Annotated in this window: 20 protein-coding genes; 12 read left to right on the top strand and 8 right to left on the bottom strand. The window is 46.4% G+C overall.

Annotated elements, in window-relative coordinates; genetic code table 11:
* Window positions 1-24 precede the first annotated feature (24 nt).
* The 3 genes from L5L98_RS19045 (at window position 25) to hemG (L5L98_RS19035) (ending at window position 2,701) form a co-directional block, all read left to right on the top strand.
* The gene (locus tag L5L98_RS19045; RefSeq protein ID WP_259484080.1) at window positions 25-639 is read left to right on the top strand and encodes a YigZ family protein; all 615 of its coding nucleotides are present in this window, start codon (window positions 25-27) and stop codon (window positions 637-639) included.
* A gap of 77 nt (window positions 640-716) precedes the next feature.
* Window positions 717-2,174: a TrkH family potassium uptake protein gene (locus L5L98_RS19040; protein ID WP_263142858.1), complete on the top strand. Its 1,458-nt coding sequence runs from the start codon at window positions 717-719 to the stop codon at window positions 2,172-2,174.
* 2 nt (window positions 2,175-2,176) lie between these two features.
* Complete coding sequence (hemG, locus tag L5L98_RS19035) at window positions 2,177-2,701, top strand: menaquinone-dependent protoporphyrinogen IX dehydrogenase (protein WP_263142856.1); 525 nt, start codon at window positions 2,177-2,179, stop codon at window positions 2,699-2,701.
* Between the two features lie 63 nt (window positions 2,702-2,764).
* Here the strand turns inward: hemG (L5L98_RS19035) and L5L98_RS19030 are convergent, their stop codons facing one another.
* Window positions 2,765-3,073, bottom strand: coding sequence for an ArsR/SmtB family transcription factor (locus L5L98_RS19030; protein ID WP_105250823.1), 309 nt, complete (start codon window positions 3,071-3,073; stop codon window positions 2,765-2,767).
* Between the two features lie 199 nt (window positions 3,074-3,272).
* Here L5L98_RS19030 and hemG (L5L98_RS19025) point away from each other — a divergent pair, with 199 nt between their 5' ends.
* Window positions 3,273-3,824, top strand: a complete 552-nt coding sequence (hemG, locus tag L5L98_RS19025; protein WP_263142854.1) for a menaquinone-dependent protoporphyrinogen IX dehydrogenase — start codon at window positions 3,273-3,275, stop codon at window positions 3,822-3,824.
* A gap of 70 nt (window positions 3,825-3,894) precedes the next feature.
* On the opposite strand, the gene L5L98_RS19020 is transcribed toward hemG (L5L98_RS19025), so the two are convergent.
* The 5 genes from L5L98_RS19020 to def are packed head-to-tail and all read right to left on the bottom strand — an operon-like array spanning window position 3,895 to window position 9,549.
* A complete protein-coding gene (locus tag L5L98_RS19020; protein WP_113941395.1) occupies window positions 3,895-5,337 on the bottom strand; it encodes a TrkH family potassium uptake protein in 1,443 nt (480 codons plus the stop codon).
* A gap of 20 nt (window positions 5,338-5,357) precedes the next feature.
* Window positions 5,358-6,767, bottom strand: coding sequence for a Trk system potassium transporter TrkA (gene trkA / locus L5L98_RS19015; RefSeq protein WP_105250826.1), 1,410 nt, complete (start codon window positions 6,765-6,767; stop codon window positions 5,358-5,360).
* A 15-nt stretch (window positions 6,768-6,782) separates the two neighbouring features.
* Window positions 6,783-8,069, bottom strand: coding sequence for a 16S rRNA (cytosine(967)-C(5))-methyltransferase RsmB (rsmB, locus tag L5L98_RS19010; RefSeq protein ID WP_263142851.1), 1,287 nt, complete (start codon window positions 8,067-8,069; stop codon window positions 6,783-6,785).
* Window positions 8,070-8,071: 2 nt separating this feature from the next.
* Window positions 8,072-9,028, bottom strand: a complete 957-nt coding sequence (fmt, locus tag L5L98_RS19005; RefSeq protein ID WP_263142849.1) for a methionyl-tRNA formyltransferase — start codon at window positions 9,026-9,028, stop codon at window positions 8,072-8,074.
* 8 nt (window positions 9,029-9,036) lie between these two features.
* Window positions 9,037-9,549: a peptide deformylase gene (gene def, locus L5L98_RS19000; protein WP_217363072.1), complete on the bottom strand. Its 513-nt coding sequence runs from the start codon at window positions 9,547-9,549 to the stop codon at window positions 9,037-9,039.
* Between the two features lie 125 nt (window positions 9,550-9,674).
* On the opposite strand from def, the gene L5L98_RS18995 reads away from it, so the two are divergent.
* From L5L98_RS18995 to hemF, 6 genes are all read left to right on the top strand, one after another.
* On the top strand, window positions 9,675-10,805 hold the full coding sequence (locus tag L5L98_RS18995; RefSeq protein WP_263142848.1) for a LysM peptidoglycan-binding domain-containing protein: 1,131 nt from the start codon (window positions 9,675-9,677) through the stop codon (window positions 10,803-10,805).
* Between the two features lie 83 nt (window positions 10,806-10,888).
* On the top strand, window positions 10,889-11,905 hold the full coding sequence (gene dprA / locus L5L98_RS18990) for a DNA-processing protein DprA (RefSeq protein WP_263142847.1): 1,017 nt from the start codon (window positions 10,889-10,891) through the stop codon (window positions 11,903-11,905).
* Window positions 11,906-11,907: 2 nt separating this feature from the next.
* Window positions 11,908-12,381 (top strand): DUF494 family protein, encoded by a 474-nt coding sequence (locus L5L98_RS18985; RefSeq protein WP_006083793.1) that lies wholly within the window; start codon window positions 11,908-11,910, stop codon window positions 12,379-12,381.
* 119 nt (window positions 12,382-12,500) lie between these two features.
* Window positions 12,501-13,064, top strand: coding sequence for a type I DNA topoisomerase (locus tag L5L98_RS18980; protein ID WP_105253028.1), 564 nt, complete (start codon window positions 12,501-12,503; stop codon window positions 13,062-13,064).
* 147 nt (window positions 13,065-13,211) lie between these two features.
* A complete protein-coding gene (locus L5L98_RS18975; protein WP_105250832.1) occupies window positions 13,212-13,778 on the top strand; it encodes an L-threonylcarbamoyladenylate synthase in 567 nt (188 codons plus the stop codon).
* Window positions 13,779-13,803: 25 nt separating this feature from the next.
* Window positions 13,804-14,712 (top strand): oxygen-dependent coproporphyrinogen oxidase, encoded by a 909-nt coding sequence (gene hemF / locus L5L98_RS18970; protein WP_105253029.1) that lies wholly within the window; start codon window positions 13,804-13,806, stop codon window positions 14,710-14,712.
* A 34-nt stretch (window positions 14,713-14,746) separates the two neighbouring features.
* On the opposite strand, the gene L5L98_RS18965 is transcribed toward hemF, so the two are convergent.
* Complete coding sequence (locus tag L5L98_RS18965; protein WP_173248522.1) at window positions 14,747-15,184, bottom strand: group II truncated hemoglobin; 438 nt, start codon at window positions 15,182-15,184, stop codon at window positions 14,747-14,749.
* Between the two features lie 153 nt (window positions 15,185-15,337).
* Between L5L98_RS18965 and aroE the strand changes: the two genes are divergently transcribed.
* Window positions 15,338-16,186 (top strand): shikimate dehydrogenase, encoded by an 849-nt coding sequence (aroE, locus tag L5L98_RS18960; protein ID WP_263142905.1) that lies wholly within the window; start codon window positions 15,338-15,340, stop codon window positions 16,184-16,186.
* A gap of 5 nt (window positions 16,187-16,191) precedes the next feature.
* Entirely contained in the window at window positions 16,192-16,467 is a 276-nt protein-coding gene (locus L5L98_RS18955) for a DUF1488 domain-containing protein (RefSeq protein ID WP_113941387.1), read from the top strand.
* Between the two features lie 134 nt (window positions 16,468-16,601).
* Here L5L98_RS18955 and L5L98_RS18950 read toward each other — a convergent pair whose 3' ends face one another.
* Window positions 16,602-17,150, bottom strand: a complete 549-nt coding sequence (locus L5L98_RS18950; protein ID WP_168827558.1) for a gamma carbonic anhydrase family protein — start codon at window positions 17,148-17,150, stop codon at window positions 16,602-16,604.
* Window positions 17,151-17,530: the final 380 nt, after the last annotated feature.

Raw genomic sequence — 17,530 nt, 5'->3', positions numbered from 1 at the left:
TAGGGTAAAGATTAGGGCGGATGTGTGCTCGAAAGTTATAGCGTTCCCTGTGAAGATATCGTGATTGAAGAAGAGATAAAGCATAGCCGCTTTATCTCTTTTCTGTTTCATTGCGATAGCTTTGATAAATTTAAGTTAGTACTCACTGACATAAAGCGTGACTATCCCGGCGCAAGCCATTATTGCTCTGCTTTTGTGGCTGGCGCACCGGATGATAGCGTCTTAATTGGTTCGAGTGATGACGGCGAACCTGCCGGCAGTGCTGGTCGCCCTATGTTAGCTGTGTTGCAAGGGGCGAATATCGGCGAAGTGGGCGCTGTTGTGGTGCGTTATTATGGCGGCACTAAGCTAGGCGTTGGTGGATTGGTTCGAGCTTATACGTCAGGCTTAAGGCAAGGTTTGGTTCAATTGCCGACGCGACTAAAACAGTTACGTTATCCCGCCAAGTTGCATTGTGATTATGCGCAGCTGCGCGATGTTGAGCATCTATTACTGCAAGTCGATGCCGTGATAATCGATAAGCAATTTGCCGAAGCGGTCGATATTGTGTTCGAGATAGGCAGGCAGCAACAGGCATTACTGTGTGAGTCGCTGGCGACGCTCAGTCAGGGAAGTTTGAGGCCTGAGTTTGAGCTGTGATGCCTGCGTAAATTATGCCAAAATAGCCCAAATGCTGAAAATACCTTTGCAGCCAATGGAATGATTGAACTCGCTTAATGCAATATAAAACCATAATACGAATCATAGGGCTGCTGATTGGTTTATTTTCAATCACTATGCTGCCACCAGCACTGATCGCTGTTTGGTATAACGATGGCGGCGGCACGGCGTTTATGCAGGCATTTTTTGTCAGCCTATTTATTGGTTTCTGGCTCTGGTATCCCAATCGCCACTGTAAAGAAGAATTGCGTACCCGAGAGGGTTTCCTAATTGTGGTCCTGTTCTGGACCGTACTGGGTTCTATCGGTGCTTTGCCGTTTATCTTCTCGAGTCAACCCGACCTTAGCTGGACCGATAGTTTCTTCGAATCTTTCTCTGCGTTAACCACCACCGGAGCCACAGTGATTGTCGGGCTCGACTTCTTACCTAAAGCCATTCTGTTTTATCGTCATATGCTGCAATGGCTCGGCGGTATGGGGATTATTGTGCTCGCCGTGGCGATTTTACCTGTGCTTGGCGTCGGGGGAATGCAGCTCTATCGCGCTGAAATTCCGGGCCCAGTGAAAGACAGTAAGATGACCCCGCGGATCGCCGAAACCGCTAAGGCACTGTGGTATATCTATTTATTGTTAACTATTTCCTGTGCGACCGCCTATTGGCTGGCGGGCATGAGTGTGTTCGATGCGGTTTGCCATTCATTTTCAACTATCGCTATTGGCGGTTTTTCGACCCACGATGCTAGCATGGGGTATTTCGATAGTTCAGTGATCAACCTTATTTGTGTATTCTTTTTAATCGTTTCTGCGGTTAACTTTAGCGTGCATTTTGCGGCATTTTCGCGGCGAGGGATTAACGTTAGAGTCTATTTTAAAGATGCCGAATTTAAGATGCTGGTGGCGATTCAACTCATTCTTACCGCGATTTGTTTCCTCACGCTTTATCATTCGGGCATTTATGATTCGCCGGAAGAAACCTTAGATCATGCCTTATTTCAGGCGGTTTCCGTGGCCACTACCGCAGGGTTTGGTACTGAAAGCTTCCACATGTGGCCGCTGTTTTTACCTATTCTATTGATATTTTCGAGCTTTATCGGTGGCTGTGGTGGCTCAACTGCGGGTGGGATTAAGGTCATTCGAGTAATTTTACTGCTGCTACAGGGTTCACGTGAATTGAAACGACTTGTTCACCCTAAGGCAATGTTTTCGATTAGGATTGGCTCTAAAGCCTTACCCGACCGCGTGGTTGATGCTGTTTGGGGATTCTTTTCTGCCTATGCGCTGGTGTTTGTGATTTGTATGCTTGCACTCATGGCGATGGGATTAGATGATATTACGGCTTTTAGTGCCACGGCGGCATGCTTAAACAACCTCGGCCCAGGTTTAGGTGAGGTAGCGAGTAATTATGCCAGTATTGGTGATGGAGCCAAGTGGGTATTGGTCGTGGCTATGCTGTTTGGTCGCCTCGAAGTATTTACCTTACTGATTTTGTTTACGCCAACTTTTTGGAAGAATTAATCATGCAGACGTTAATAATCTATTCGACGATAGATGGCCAAACATTGGCAATTTGCCAAAAAATGAAGACGATTGCTGAACAGGCGGGAGAGCAGGTTTCGCTCGTCACATTAGAGCAGGCGGAAGCGTTGAGCTTAGTGGATTTTGATAAAGTGCTGATTGGTGCCAGTATTCGTTATGGTAAGCATAGACCAGAGCTTTATCAGTATGTGAATCGCCACCATGCAGTGCTAGATACTAAGATTAATGGTTTTTTTACCGTTAACGTAGTGGCGCGCAAACCCTTAAAAAATACGCCGGAAACCAATCCTTATATGCAAAAGTTTCTCAAGCTTTCACTGTGGCAACCCCAGCGGTTAGAAGTGTTTGCGGGCAAGATTGATTACCCTAAATACGGTTTCTTCGACCGGACCATGATACGTTTTATCATGTGGTTGACTAAAGGGCCAACGGATATTACAGGCACTTTTGAGTTTACCGATTGGGCAAAAGTCGATGCCTTCGGTAACCGTTTTAGCCAACATTAAAAACCATTAAGCCCTAATCACTTGCAAGAGGTTAGGGCTTAAATTTAGGCTAATTTTGCAGTGTTAGGCTGCGCAGTAGCGGCTATGCAGAATCGAAATCACTTGGGTGACTTGCTCGTTCTTGAGTTTATAGTAAACAATCTGCGAGCTCTTACGGGTATCCACGAGATCTTCTGCGCGTAATACGGCTAAATGCTGGGATAGGGCCGACTGGCTTAATGGCACTGTGGCGTTGAGCTCGGTTACGCTCAACTCTTTGTCTAGTAATAGACATAAAATCATTAGGCGATAAGGGTTCGCTATGGCCTTGAGCCATTTAGCCGCACTTTCCGCATTAGTTACCATTGCATCTACATCTATGTCATTTTGCATAAGGTCACTCACTTTATCGCTTTTGATTAGATAATTCTAATTGAACACATGTGTTTACGCAATCATACTGCTCGGCAATGCAGATCTCAATTTTTGCATCTCAGAATATGAGATACGACTGATTTGTGATCCTATCAGAGGTTTATTTAACGTAACCTTGCCACAATGGTGGTATTACTCAGTGGATCGGGAATTGTCTATGACACGCGTCCTCGTACTTTATTTTACCCGTGGTGGCCATACGGCCAAGATTGCCAGTGCAATTGCCGAGCAATTAAGATTTCGTGACGCTAAGGTTGACCTCATCAATATCAACAGTGCTGCCGCGACTTGTATTAATTGGCCTGATTATGATGTCGTTGCCTTAGGTGCCTGCGTGCTCTATGGCACCTATGATAAGAGCGTTTTTCAATTTATTGAGCAGCATGCACAGGCTCTGGGCGCATTGCCAAACAGTTTTTTCTGCGTCAATGTTGTGGCGAGAAATCCTGAAAAACGTATCCCTGCAAATAATAAATATCTGCAAAAGTTCATTGCGTTATCGCCATGGACGCCTGCTGATCTTAAAATTTTTGCGGGCAAAGTGGATTATCCTTCATGGCCTTGGTATGACAGATTGGCGATTCAGTTGATTATGAAGATGACTAAGGGTCCAACTGATCCTAAGTCAGTTATCGATTATACCGACTGGGCAGATGTGAAAGTCTATGCTGATCATCTGCTTGAATTAGTCGACGTTACCGCTATTTAGGACGGGTCAGGCTTAATAAAAAAGGCGCTTAACAAGTTAAGCGCCTTTTTAGTATTCAAGCTCTATTGAATTAGTACTTCCAGAAACTCGGGTGGAACAATACTGCCACGGTTAAGATTTCTAAACGACCGAGGAGCATGCCGAGTGACAACGCCCATTTAGCGACATCGGGTAGCGTTGAGAAGTTACCTACAGGTCCAATAATCGGGCCTAAACCAGGGCCAACGTTAGTGACTGCCGTAATCGCGCCAGTGAAACTGGTCATAGGATCGAGACCCGTGAGCACTAAAATCACTGACAAGCCTACAATCACCATCACAAACAGCAGTACGAAAGTGATCAGAGAGCGCACGATATCATCACTGATGATGCGGTTGTTGTAACGTTCCCTAAAGATACCGTTTGGATGACATTGCTGTTTCAATTGCTCGCGCATAATGGCCCCAGCAATTTGAAAACGGAAGATCTTAATCCCGCCCGAAGTGGAACCAGAGCAACTACCGACAAACATTAAAAACAGGAAGGCGATATTGGCAAAGGCGCCCCAAGCACCGTAGTCCGTTAAGCCATAACCTGTAGTGGTGACTACCGATACCACGTTAAAGCTGGATAAACGCAGTGCATCTAGAAGCTCAATGTCGCGGGTTTGCCACAGCCAGAAGCCAATAGAACAAGATACAAATGTGAGGAAAAATAAGAAGCCTTTGACCTGAGCATCGTTCCAAATCCGTAGATCCCTTTGCTGTATGGTTTGTACAAACATGAGTAGTGGCAAGCCACCTGCTGCCATAAAGAAAATCCCAACCCAGTGTGCAGAGTTGGAGAACGCCGCCATTGAGCTATCTGAGGTCGAGTAGCCACCAGTCGAGAGGGTGGTCATTGCATGATTGATGGCCTGAAACCAAGTCATTCCTGCCAGATGATAGGCAACACAGCAGATACTCGTTAGTAAAATATATATAAAGAATAAATACTTAGCCATGCTTTGGGTGCGAGGCACTGCTTTATCGCTCCAATCGGATGATTCAGTGCGGAATAGCCGCATCCCGCCAACGTTTAAGAAGGGCAGAATCGCCACCGCCATTACGATAAAACCAATCCCACCTAGCCATTGCAATAAAGAGCGCCAGATTAAGATACTGTGATCCATAGTATCCAACCCTGAGAGTACAGTAGAACCTGTGGTCGTGATGCCGGACATGGTTTCAAAGAAGGCGTCGGTATAACCAATACCGTGATAAAGGGTAAATGGCATGGCCGCGAATAGGCTTACGATCAACCACGTTAGGCTGGTTAGCAGGAACATATCGCGGATATTGAGGTTAATGCTTTTGCTTTGGCCATTGTGTAAACACAGGCTTGAGCTAATGCCTGTGACTAATGCCGACACCATAAAAGAGCCCACAGTTTCCTCACCTTTGTATGCGGCGAGGAGCAGTGGGATCAGCATGAAAGCTGTCAGCATGGACAAAAACAGCCCTAAAATAAACAATAGCGGTCTAAAGTTCAGCATAAGTTGGCTTACTAAGGTTCTTAGAAGAAGAAAGCACTTGGTTGGAAAAGCTTCTCGACTTCGCCGACAAACTTTTTATTCACTAAGAACAAGATCACGTGATCCCCTTGCTCTATCACGGTTTTGTCGTGGGCCATTAGCACTTCATCATTGCGGACAATGGCGCCAATCGTTGTCCCCGGTGGTAACTTAATATCACCAATGGCTTTGCCAACGACTTTAGAAGTGCTGGCATCTCCGTGGGCAATGGCTTCAATAGCCTCGGCCGCCCCACGACGTAGAGAGTAAACGTTACAGATATCACCCTGACGAATATGAGTTAATAGTGCCGAAATCGTCGCTTGTTGTGGTGAGATAGCAATATCGATGTTGGCTTCTTGCACTATATCCACATAGGCTTCGCGTTGAATAAGCACCATGACCTTTTTCGCGCCCATACGTTTTGCTAGCAGGGCGGACATAATATTGGCTTCATCGTCATTGGTGACCGCAATAAATACGTCAGTTTGGTCTATGTGTTCTTCGAGCAGTAATTCTTGATCTGAGGCATCACCGCAGAACACTGTGGTATTTTCCAGCTGCTCCGATAAGGCTTCTGCACGTTCTAATTTATGCTCAATCAGTTTGACCGAGTGGGTGCGCTCAAGGCGTTTTGCTAAGCCTAGGCCTATGTTACCGCCACCGGCGATCATAATGTTGCGGTAGGAGTTATCGAGCTTTTGCATTTCGCTCATGACAGCGCGAATGTGGCGACTGTCTGCAACGAAGAAGACTTCATCATCGGCTTCGATAATGGTCGTTCCGCGAGGCATAATAGCGCGGCCTTGGCGGAAAATCGCCGCGACCCGGGTATCAATATTGGGCATGTGTTCGCGAAGTGCCGCTAATGCATTACCCACCAGTGGGCCGCCGTAATAGGCTCGAACAGCCACTAGGCTCAACCGGCCTTCAGCAAATTCAAGCACTTGCAATGCGCCTGGATATTCTACGAGTCGCTGGATGTAAGCGGTCACTAACTGTTCAGGGGCGATTAATTCATCGATCACGAAGCCGCCACGGGGACGACCATCGCTATTTTTGGTTTCACTGTCGATAAAGAGTTTATCGCGCATCGCCAAATACGGTTCTGAGCGGATACGGGCAATTTTAGTCGGCGTACCAAAAAGGGTATAGGCAATCTGGCAGGCAGCCATATTGCATTCATCACTATTGGTTACTGCGATAAGCATGTCGGCATCTTCTGCGCCTGCTTCTCTGAGCACATCAGGGTGAGCGGCATGGCCCGCTACGACGCGAAGGTCATATTTATCTTGCAGGGCGCGTAATCTGGATTTGTCATAATCGACAATGGTGATGTCATTGTTCTCACCCACCAAATTTTCGGCCAAGGTTCCCCCAACTTGACCCGCACCTAATATGATAATTTTCATGGCCTTGCTTACTTCCTAATCAGTCGCTTTCAATAAACGGGCATAATAAAACCCATCCATATTGTCTTGTCCTGGCGTGATTTGCCAACCTATATCCTGTGGCGAATTTTGCTGGGCAAGTGTGTCTAGCTTAGCATCTACCGTTCTATCTAAAAACGCACTGATCTGGTCGCGGTTTTCCTGCGGTAAAATCGAACAAGTGGCATAAAGAAGCGTGCCACCGGGTTTTAGCCACTTCCAGCAATGATCGAGAATTTGCTGTTGTAGTTCAGCCAACTCTTCGATGTCATGGTTTTTTCGCAACCATTTAATATCGGGATGGCGGCGGATCACTCCTGTGGCTGAGCAAGGCGCGTCCAGTAAGATACGATCAAATTGTCCGCCTTGCCACCATGAGTCTATGTTGGCCGCATCACCATGGATAAGCTCCGCTTTTAATGATAAGCGGTCAAGGTTCTGTTGCACACGCTCAAGGCGTTTGGCATCAAAATCAACAGCCACTAATTTGATACTCGGCTCAAGTTCGAGTAAGTGACAACTTTTGCCACCGGGTGCCGCGCAGGCATCGAGTATTAATTCATTCGCTTGCGGGGCTAATAAGGTCGCCGCCCATTGTGCCGCGCCATCTTGCACTGATGCTGCACCTTCATGAAAGTGTGGCAGTGTGGCGACATCCTTTGGATGCGCTAGGAGAATGGCATCGGCACTGCTGCCTTCGCTCGCTTCAATGTCGATTTCGGCTAGGGCTGCGAGGTATTCGGCACGGCTCTGGGATAAGCGATTGTTACGCAGCCACATGGGCGGGCGTTCATGGTTTTGTTGAATGATGTCTTGCCACTGCTCGGGATAGGCTTCTTTTAAGCGCTTAATTAACCAAGCGGGTGTGTTATAGCTTAAGGTATCTGATCCAGTACTTAGCGGCGATAGCTGGCGCTGAATATTGCGCAGTACACCATTAACCACTTTGACCATGCCTTCAAATTTTAATTGGCGACAGGCTTCGGCGGTTTCTGAAATTGCGGCGTGGCTTGGAATACGAGTGAAGTACAGTTGATAGCAACCTACGATCAGGAGCTGGTGGATAATCCTTTGCTTACCTTTGAGTGGTTTCGCTAGGCATTCACTGATGCGTTTTTCTATTTGCGGCAGAGTGCGCATCACGCCATAGCAGATCTCGGCAAGTAGGGCTTTATCTTTGCCGCTGGCAAGATGTTTTTGTTGATCAGGCAATGCCACTGACAGTGACACGCCTTTTTCTAATACTTCGAAGATGGCTTTCGCAGCTAGCGCGCGCAAGTTCATGATTATTGTGCCTCGTTTGCGAGGCGAGTATTCGGGCTAAACCATTCACCTCGAGCATTGAGAATATCGGCAACATTGAGTGGCTTTTTCCCCGGAAGCTGCATACTCAGCAGGGTTAACACACCATCAGCGGTGGCGACGTCTATGCCTTTTTTGCTGGCGCTGATAATAGTACCTGGAGCGGCTGTGCTGGTGATTTCGCTGACTTGAGTTTGCCACACTTTTATAGTGTTACCTTGGTGCTCAAAGTAACTCACAGGCCAAGGATTAAAGGCGCGGACTTCTTGCCAGAGTTGTTTGGCAGATTTATTCCAATCGAGTCTGGCTTCTTCTTTACTGAGTTTTTCTGCGTAGTTCGCTAAGGCTTCATCTTGTTTTTCAGCGGCTAAGGTGCCATTTGCCAAACCTTCGAGTGCTTGCAATAGGGCAACGGGACCTTGTTCTGCCAGTTTCTCGTAAAGGCTGGCTGACGTGTCGTTATCTTCGATTGGCAGATAGGTTTTAAGCAGCATATCACCAGTATCTAAACCCACATCCATCTGCATAACGGTTACGCCAGTTTCTTTGTCGCCGGCCCAAAGTGCGCGTTGGATCGGTGCGGCACCACGCCAGCGTGGCAAAATAGAACCATGAACGTTAATACAACCTAAACGCGGTGTATCTAACACGACTTTTGGCAAGATCAGGCCGTAGGCGACGACCACCATGATATCGGCGTTGAGTGCGGCAAGTTCTTGTTGCGCGGGTTCTTTACGTAATGAGCCGGGTTGAAACACTGCAATACTATTGGCGATAGCGAGTTCTTTTACTGGGCTGGCGGTCAGTTTCTTGCCGCGGCCAGCGGGTCTATCGGGCTGAGTGTAAACGCCAATCACATTGTGGTGTGAGTTTAAAAGTGCTTGTAAGTGGCGAGCGGCAAAATCCGGTGTTCCGGCAAAGATGATGTTGAGTGGTTTCAAATCTGATCCTATGCTTCTTTGGCGTCCAATCGGGCCGCTTTTTCAAGTTTTTGTTTGATCCGCTGACGTTTTAGCGGCGACAAATAATCGACAAACAATTTGCCTTTGAGGTGATCCATTTCGTGTTGAATACAAATGGCAAATAGCTCATCGGCCTCAACTATAAATTCGTTACCGTGCCTGTCTAAGGCTTTTACCGTGACAAATTCGGCGCGATCGACTTTGGCGTAAATCCCCGGAACCGACAGGCAACCTTCTTCATTGCAGAAGTCACCGCTGCTGGTGATAATTTCGGGATTGATAAACACTTTGGGTCGTTCGACTTCATCCTGTAAGTCCATGACAATAAGTTGTTTATGGTAATCAACTTGGGTCGCGGCCAAGCCGATACCTTTTTCTTGGTACATGGTTTCGAACATATCATCAATTTGAGTCTGCAGCTCGGCATTAAACTCTGTGATGGGTGTGGCTTGTGTTCGTAATCTTTCGTCAGGGAATTGTAATACTTTTAATAGTGTCATACATAAACTCTTAACAAGTCTGTCAAATCTCTGCCAGTTAGTTATACTGACTGATGCTAATGAGTTAATTTTAATCTTTAGTGCCTACCAATAACAGTAAAAGCTCAAACTAAGAGTTAAACAACATGGAAATACCCATGAAACGGTTAATTTTACTCGCGTTAATGACATTCAATTGCACGTTTGTTGCCGCAGATACCCTGACGCTTAAGGCGGGGCATCCTGAGTCATATGTAGTGAAAAAGGGCGATACTCTTTGGGATATCTCCGCCGCGTTTCTGAATGACCCATGGAAATGGCCGAGTCTTTGGGATGTAAACCCACAGATTGCTAACCCCCACCTTATTTACCCTGGCGATCAACTCACTCTGGTATTTATTGATGGTCAGCCCCGCCTTGTGCGTAATGGTGCTACTGTTGATAGTGCTAAACCCCATGTAAGAAAGAGTCCCGAGGGACGTGTCATTGCTAAGAGTAATGCTATTCCTGCCGTTGATTTAGCCTTGATTGAACAATATTTAGTGCAGAATCGGGTCGTCGAGACTCACTGGCTTACTGAGCAACCTATGGTGCTGGCAGGTGAAAGTCCATCGCGTCACCATATTGTGGGTGATGTGATTTATATTGATGCTGAACTGCCAATAAACCAAAAGTATGGTATTTACGAACGTGGTCGCGAGTTTTTCAATAAAGAGTCAGGCCAAGCGTTAGGACAAGAAGCCATTTTGTCGTCTACTGGGCAAGTGATTGAGTCTGGTAAGGTTTCAAAAATTAAGTTGCTAACGAGCTTTCGTGAAACCAAAGCGGGCTTCAGAGTATTGCCGATGGAAAGTGATTCCTTGATGTCAGCTTACTTTACTCCTAAACCTGCGGAATTAAAGATACCGGCTTTAGTGTTAGCGACAGAATCAAATTTGCGTGAAGCGGGTAAGTTGAATGTCGTGTACTTAGATAAAGGTACTCAGGATGGCGTCGAGCCTGGGGTGGTATTTTCTATTTACCGTGATGGTGAGGTTATTGTTATCAACAATGATGGTATGCCGGTTCCTGCAATTGAACGTACTGCCTATGATAACCTAATGGCGTCAGTCTCTTCGGATCGTGCAGTTAAGATGCCGGATGTTTATCATGGTAAGTTGTTAGTGTTTAAAGTGTTTGATAAGGCGAGCTTAGGTTTGATTGTCTCCACCGAGCGGCCTGTTCGTGTCGACGATAAGTTAATCGCCCCAGAATCTTTAGCCTTAAGAGGTCTATAATCTCTGAAAATTTGGTCGATTGGTTAGTTGTTTGTGCTGTATCTGGGCTAGGACCCGCTCGGATCCAACAATTATTAACGCACATGGAAGTGGACGACCTCAGACAAAGGTTAGAGCATGAGAGACAAGCGCTACCTTTATCAGATCATCTGCTCCATAGCCTTGTTATTGATTATCAAAAAGTGGATGTCGCCCTCGAATGGCAACAGCAAGCCGCCGATCATCATCTGCTTTGTTTCTCTGATCCGCTTTATCCCCCATTATTAAAACAACTCTCAGATCCGCCCGCCGTCCTGTTCGTTAAAGGTTGCTTAGAGGTGTTAGCCCTTCCTTATCTTGCTATTGTTGGCAGTCGTAATGCTTCTCCTGGCGGATTGCAGGTCGCTTATCAGCTGGCTGCTGAGATGTCCTCAATGGGATTTGGTATCTGTAGTGGCATGGCGATGGGGATTGATGGGGCGGCCCATAAAGCCTGTGTTGACCATCAAGGGCGCACTATTGCCGTACTAGGAACGGGCATAGAGATCATTTATCCACGAAAACATCGACAGCTTTATCATGATATTCAGCAGCAAGGCTGTATACTTAGCGAGTTTTGGCCCGATACTGGTCCCTTTGCGGGTAATTTTCCGAAACGAAATCGCATTATTAGCGGTCTATCTTTAGGGACACTTGTGGTTGAAGCCTGTCGCAAAAGCGGCTCTTTAATCACTGCTAGGTTGGCGATGGAACAAGGGCGTGAGGTGTTTGCCGTTCCGGGCTCAATCTTAGGTGGTTACCATCAAGGCTGTCATGATTTATTACGTGATGGAGCAAAGCTTGTGGAAACCGCTGCCGATATAGTGGAAGAGTTGGCAAGTTTAACCGCTTTCCACCTTGAAGAATTGAAGTTATGCCACCATATACAGCAAGACGAGATTTGTAATTTGCCATTTTCGTCTCTGTTAGCTAGTGTAGGTTATGAAACTACATCAATTGATGCAGTCGTTGAACATAGTGGAAAAACGATAGATCTGGTGTTAGAACAAATGCTTGAACTTGAGTTGCAAGGTTGGGTAATAGCAGTACCCGGTGGTTACGTCAGAGTAAAGAGGAGCTAGCCATGTTTGATATCCTCATGTATCTATTTGAAAACTATGTTCACAGTGAAGTTGAACTACTAGTTGATGAAGACGAGTTAACCAAGGAACTCACTCGTGCCGGATTTCATCAATCCGAGATTTTAAAAGCGTTAACTTGGTTGGAGCGCTTAGCTGAATTACAAGAAGGGGATAAACCTTATCTTTGTAATCACGATCAGCATTCGTTTCGTATCTATACAAAGGACGAAATGGACAAGCTGGATGTGGAATCCCGCGGTTTCTTGCTGTTTTTAGAGCAAGTTAAAGTGCTGAATGTCGAAACCCGTGAAATGGTGATCGATAGAGTTATGGAGTTGGATGAACCAACCCTGATTTTAGAAGATCTCAAATGGGTTATCTTAATGGTGCTGTTTAATGCTCCTGGCCATGAGTCCGCTTATGAGCAAATGGAAGATTTAATCTTCGAACAGCCCGAAGGCCGACTGCATTCTTAATTGTTGTGAAAGATGAATTATGAGAGAAAGGAGGCTAAGACCTCCTTTTTTGATGCCATAAATTCCTTGATGGCACTGCGCTTGATATCCTAATGCGCTACGACAGGTGGTGAATGATTATGTCTAAGATTGATGAACAATTATTTAGTGCCCACGAACACGCACTGGAAAAAGAATACGAACTTTGTCCCGAATGTGGCAGCGAGTTATCGGTTAAACACAGTAAGCACGGCGGTTTTATTGGCTGTAATAATTACCCTAGCTGTAATTACACTCGACCCTTAGTGCAGCACGAATCTATTGAAACTCAAGTGATTGAAGGTTCTGTATGTCCTGAATGCGGTCACGAACTGGCAGTAAAGTCAGGGCGCTTTGGGATCTTTATTGGGTGTACGCAATATCCTAGCTGCACGCATATTGAAAAACAGGATCAAGCGAGTGATAAGCCTGACATTCCTTGCCCTGAATGCAAAGCGGGTAAGCTTGAGCACAGAACGAGTCGCTTCGGAAAGAGTTTTTATGCCTGCAGTGCTTACCCTAAGTGCAAGTTTATTGTGAATTATCCTCCGGTTGCTGAAGCTTGCCCGAGTTGTGGTTTTGGGATCTTAGTCGAGCGTAAAGGTGCGGCTGGGATGCGTTTAGAATGCCCGCAAAAAAGCTGTAAATACAAAAGACCACTTTAGTTTATTGTGTGACCTGCATCTTAATATTTGGCCGATGAAAGTGGCTTGCGTATAATCCTCGGTTGACCGCTGATGGGGCGGTCAGTATTCGAATTTATCCAATAATTTGATTGTTGAAATCGACAATACTCAAAAGGTGATCCTAAGATGTTGCAGCTGCACCCATCTGACATAAAAGATATTGTGCTTAACGGTGGTGTTATCGCTTATCCAACTGAGGCCGTTTATGGCCTAGGTTGCGACCCCGATAATGACACCGCTATCCAAAAGTTATTGGCGGTAAAACAGCGCCCATGGCAAAAGGGACTGATCTTAGTCGCCAGTGATTTTCAGCAGCTTTTAGCTTATGTTGATGAATCGCAATTAACGGCTGAGCAGCTCGAGTTTGCATTTTCCAAGTGGCCGGGGCCTTTTACCTTTGTAATGCCAATCAAAGCGCAGGTTTCAAAATACCTCTGTGGTGAATTTGACTCTATTGCAGTGCGAGTATCAGCCCATACTGGGGTGCAAGCCCTGTGCCGCGCGCTCAATAAACCTTTAGTGTCGACTAGCGCTAACCTTGCGGGTGAAGATCCTGCATTAACTGCCGATGAAATTCTCGCAGATTTTACAGGTAAAATTGATGCACTCGTATTAGGTGAACTCGGTGAGCAACGTCAGCCCTCGACCATTATCGATGCGCGAAGCGGCAAGATTTTACGAAATGGACAATGAGCAAACCAATAATAAGGATAACAAGATGAGTGTGCCTGATGTTGCAGTGGTAAAAGCGTTTTTAATCGATCTACAAAACCGAATTTGTGCTGGTTTACAGGCGCTGGATGGCCAAGCCACGTTCGCCGCCGATTCATGGACTCGCGCTGAAGGTGGTGGTGGTACTAGCCGAGTATTAACCCAAGGTGCAGTGTTCGAGCAAGCTGGGGTTAACTTTTCCCATGTGACTGGTGCTGCTATGCCTGCGTCGGCTACGGCGCATCGCCCTGAGTTAGCGGGCCGTAGTTTTGAAGCTATGGGCGTTTCTTTAGTGATTCATCCTAATAATCCTTATATCCCAACGACTCATGCCAATGTGCGCTTCTTCATCGCTCAAAAAGAGGATGCCGATCCCGTGTGGTGGTTTGGCGGTGGCTTTGATTTAACGCCTTATTATCCGTTCGAGGAAGATGTGCGCGAGTGGCACCAGACTTCTAAGGATATTTGCGCGCCTTTCGGGGATGAGGTTTATCCCAAGTATAAGAAATGGTGCGATGAGTATTTCTTCCTACCGCATCGTAATGAAACCCGCGGCGTGGGTGGATTGTTTTTCGATGACTTGAATCAAGCAGGATTCGAGCAAAGCTTTAGCTTTATGCAAGCTGTAGGTAATGGCTTCTTAACGGCCTATGCGCCGATTGTCGAGCGTCGTAAAGAGACTGAATTCGGTGAGCGTGAGCGTCAGTTCCAACTCTATCGTCGTGGTCGTTATGTTGAGTTCAACTTAGTCTACGACAGAGGCACTTTGTTTGGCCTACAGACGGGCGGCCGTACCGAGTCTATCTTAATGTCGATGCCGCCATTAGTACGTTGGCAATATGCTTATACACCAGAGGCGGGAAGCCCTGAGGCAGATTTGTACGATAACTACCTCAAACCCCGTGACTGGGTTTAGCCATTAATCTTAAAGAGTGGATGCGATGTCCACTTTATTGATTACGCATATGATCAGCCAGAGTTGAAATCGCCTCAAAGATGGCGGCTCGATGCTCTGGCTTATTAATGTTTTCTTCAATCGCAAATTTCATACAAAACAGCCATTGATCCCGCATCGCCTCATCGACGGCGAAATGCATGTGCCGTGCTCGCAATGCGGGATGACCATATTTCTGCTGATAGAGCTGCGGCCCGCCGAGCCAACCACTTAAAAATTCGAACAACTTCTGCTCTGATTCCGCAATTGGCGCTCTATGAATGGCAAGCAGTGTTGTCGTTTCTGCAGAGCTTGCCATCTTCTGATAAAAACATTTGGTGATAGCGCGGATCACTTTTTCGCCGCCGATTAAGTCGTAAGCGTTAGATTGGCTCGGATCGCGATCATCCTGCGGTGGAGTGTGTTTGCTAAAAATCTTTTTAAGCCAGTTCATTGAAATAGTCGTTCACTAAAATAGAGAGTATTGAGCCGATGGCGCATTATAGCGTGAAACCCAGCGTAAAATTTAGTTGAACATAATTCGTCTTGCCTAGGCTCAAAAGCGCGGTAGACTGCAAAGCCATTGAACCTAAAATTTAATATCGCTATGACAGACAGATACGCAGTGTTTGGCAATCCAATTAGCCACAGTAAATCGCCGTTCATTCATGGACAATTTGCCGCGCCCACCCAAGAGTTATTAACCTATGAAGCCATTCTTGCTCCGGTCGATGGTTTTGAAGCCTCACTGACGGCGTTTTTCAATGCGGGCGGCAAGGGCGCGAATGTGACAGTGCCTTTTAAGGAGCAAGCTTTTGCGCTGTGTGACAGTCTCAGCCCAGAGGCCAAGCTTGCTGGCGCGGTAAACACCTTAAGTATATTGGCCGATGGCACTATTCGCGGTGATAACACCGATGGTTTAGGGCTGGTGGCCGATCTCATCGCTAACTTAGGCAGCCTGCAATATAAGCGCGTGTTACTTATTGGTGCTGGTGGCGCGGCGCGCGGTTGTATTCTGCCGTTATTAAATGCGGGAATTGCGCAGCTGATCATCAGTAATCGCACTCACACTAAGGCACAGCTTCTGGTCGATATCTTTACTTCGGTGGATAACGGTGCTTTCGCAAATAGAGTCACCGCCGTAGAAATGAATGAGCTTGTGGGCGAGTTCGATGTCATCATCAATTCAACCTCGGCGAGTCTTGCGGGCGAGTTGCCAATTTTGCCTGCGCATATTATCACCACCCAAACTGTTTGTTACGACATGATGTATGGCGCTTCGGTCACCGCGTTTAACCAATGGGCGCTATCTCAAGGTGCAGCTAAGGTTATTGATGGGCTCGGCATGTTAGTCGGACAAGCGGCTAAGAGTTTTACCCTATGGCGAGGTATTGAGCCCGACACTCAAGTGGTATTAAATCTTTTGAGGGATAAACTCATGGCCGAGCCTAAGTAGGAAGCATGAATCAAAGTATTCTTTTTCCCGAACTGCAATATTGGGACGACGCCCACAAGCGAGTCTGCTTTATCGCGCAGTCACAGGGGATGAACATCAAGTGCTATATCAGTGTGAATAAGTTAGCCGAGCTGAATGATTTCTCTGAACAGCCGAGTGCCAATGAAGCCGCCGCTATGCTGGCATTGTTTGATGCGGTGAGATTTGATGCCGAAGAAATGGCGGAAGACTTAATTGAAGCCGAAGAGTTTGATGAGTTTGGGGCAGTACACTTAGGCTAAACTTATCGAACTCAGATAGTTTTCTGAATCAGCGAATAGCAAAAGGCGGTAGAGACTCAATGAGTCTCTACCGCCTTTCTTATATAGCTATAGTGACACTAAGCGACTAACTATAAGAGATTGGCTATAAGTGATTAGATGTTTTGTAACTCAACTAAGTATTCGTTTTTCAGTCTGACATAGTTGTCGGCAGATTCTGGCAAAAAGGCAATTTCGGCTGGCGTTAATGGGCGAGCCTGCTTAACTGGGCTGCCTACATATAAATAGCCACTCTGTAATACCTTGCCCGGTGGCACTAAAGAACCCGCACCTAAGATCACATCATCTTCTAAAATCGCACCGTCGAGAATTATCGCACCCATGCCTACTAATACTCGGTTACCGACTTTGCAACCGTGAAGCATAGCCTTGTGACCAATAGTCACATCATCACCAATAATCAGTGGATGACCATCGGGACGAGCAGCTGACTTACGCGTTACATGCAATATGCTACCGTCTTGTACGTTCGAGCGTTTACCAATACGAATATGGTTAACATCACCACGCGCCGCCACCATAGGCCAAATACTGGCATCAGTATCTAACGCAATATCGCCAACAAGCACCGAAGCTTCATCTACATATACGTTATTGCCTAATTGAGGATGAATACCTTGGTAAGTTCTGAGTGGCCCTGACATAGAAAAGTCCCTAATTGAGTGGTTTTTAGCATTATAAAGGTTAAAAACTAGCGGGTCAGGTCAAATATCCAACGAACAGTGAGAAAATGACAATTATCTTAAAAATAGGGGTTGCGGACTTTCTCAATCTCCCTATAATGCGCATCCACTGACACGGCAGACGGCGTTAAGCAGCTGACGAGTTAGGTTGAATTGAGTCGCTTTTAAGCACTTAATTCAAGCGCAGCAAGAAGTTGTAAAATACTCCTTGACGCGAAACGGGAAATGCGTAGAATACGCAGCCCTAGCCAACTGGAAGCGTTCGGCGCTCAGTGTGGTACTCAAGTTCTCTTACGAATATTGAGTTGCTCTTTAACAAGATAAAACAAGAAATCTGTTGT

Source organism: Shewanella sp. SM23 (assembly GCF_025654295.1).
Lineage (GTDB): Bacteria > Pseudomonadota > Gammaproteobacteria > Enterobacterales > Shewanellaceae > Shewanella > Shewanella oncorhynchi.
This window is presented reverse-complemented; position numbering and strand designations above follow the sequence as displayed.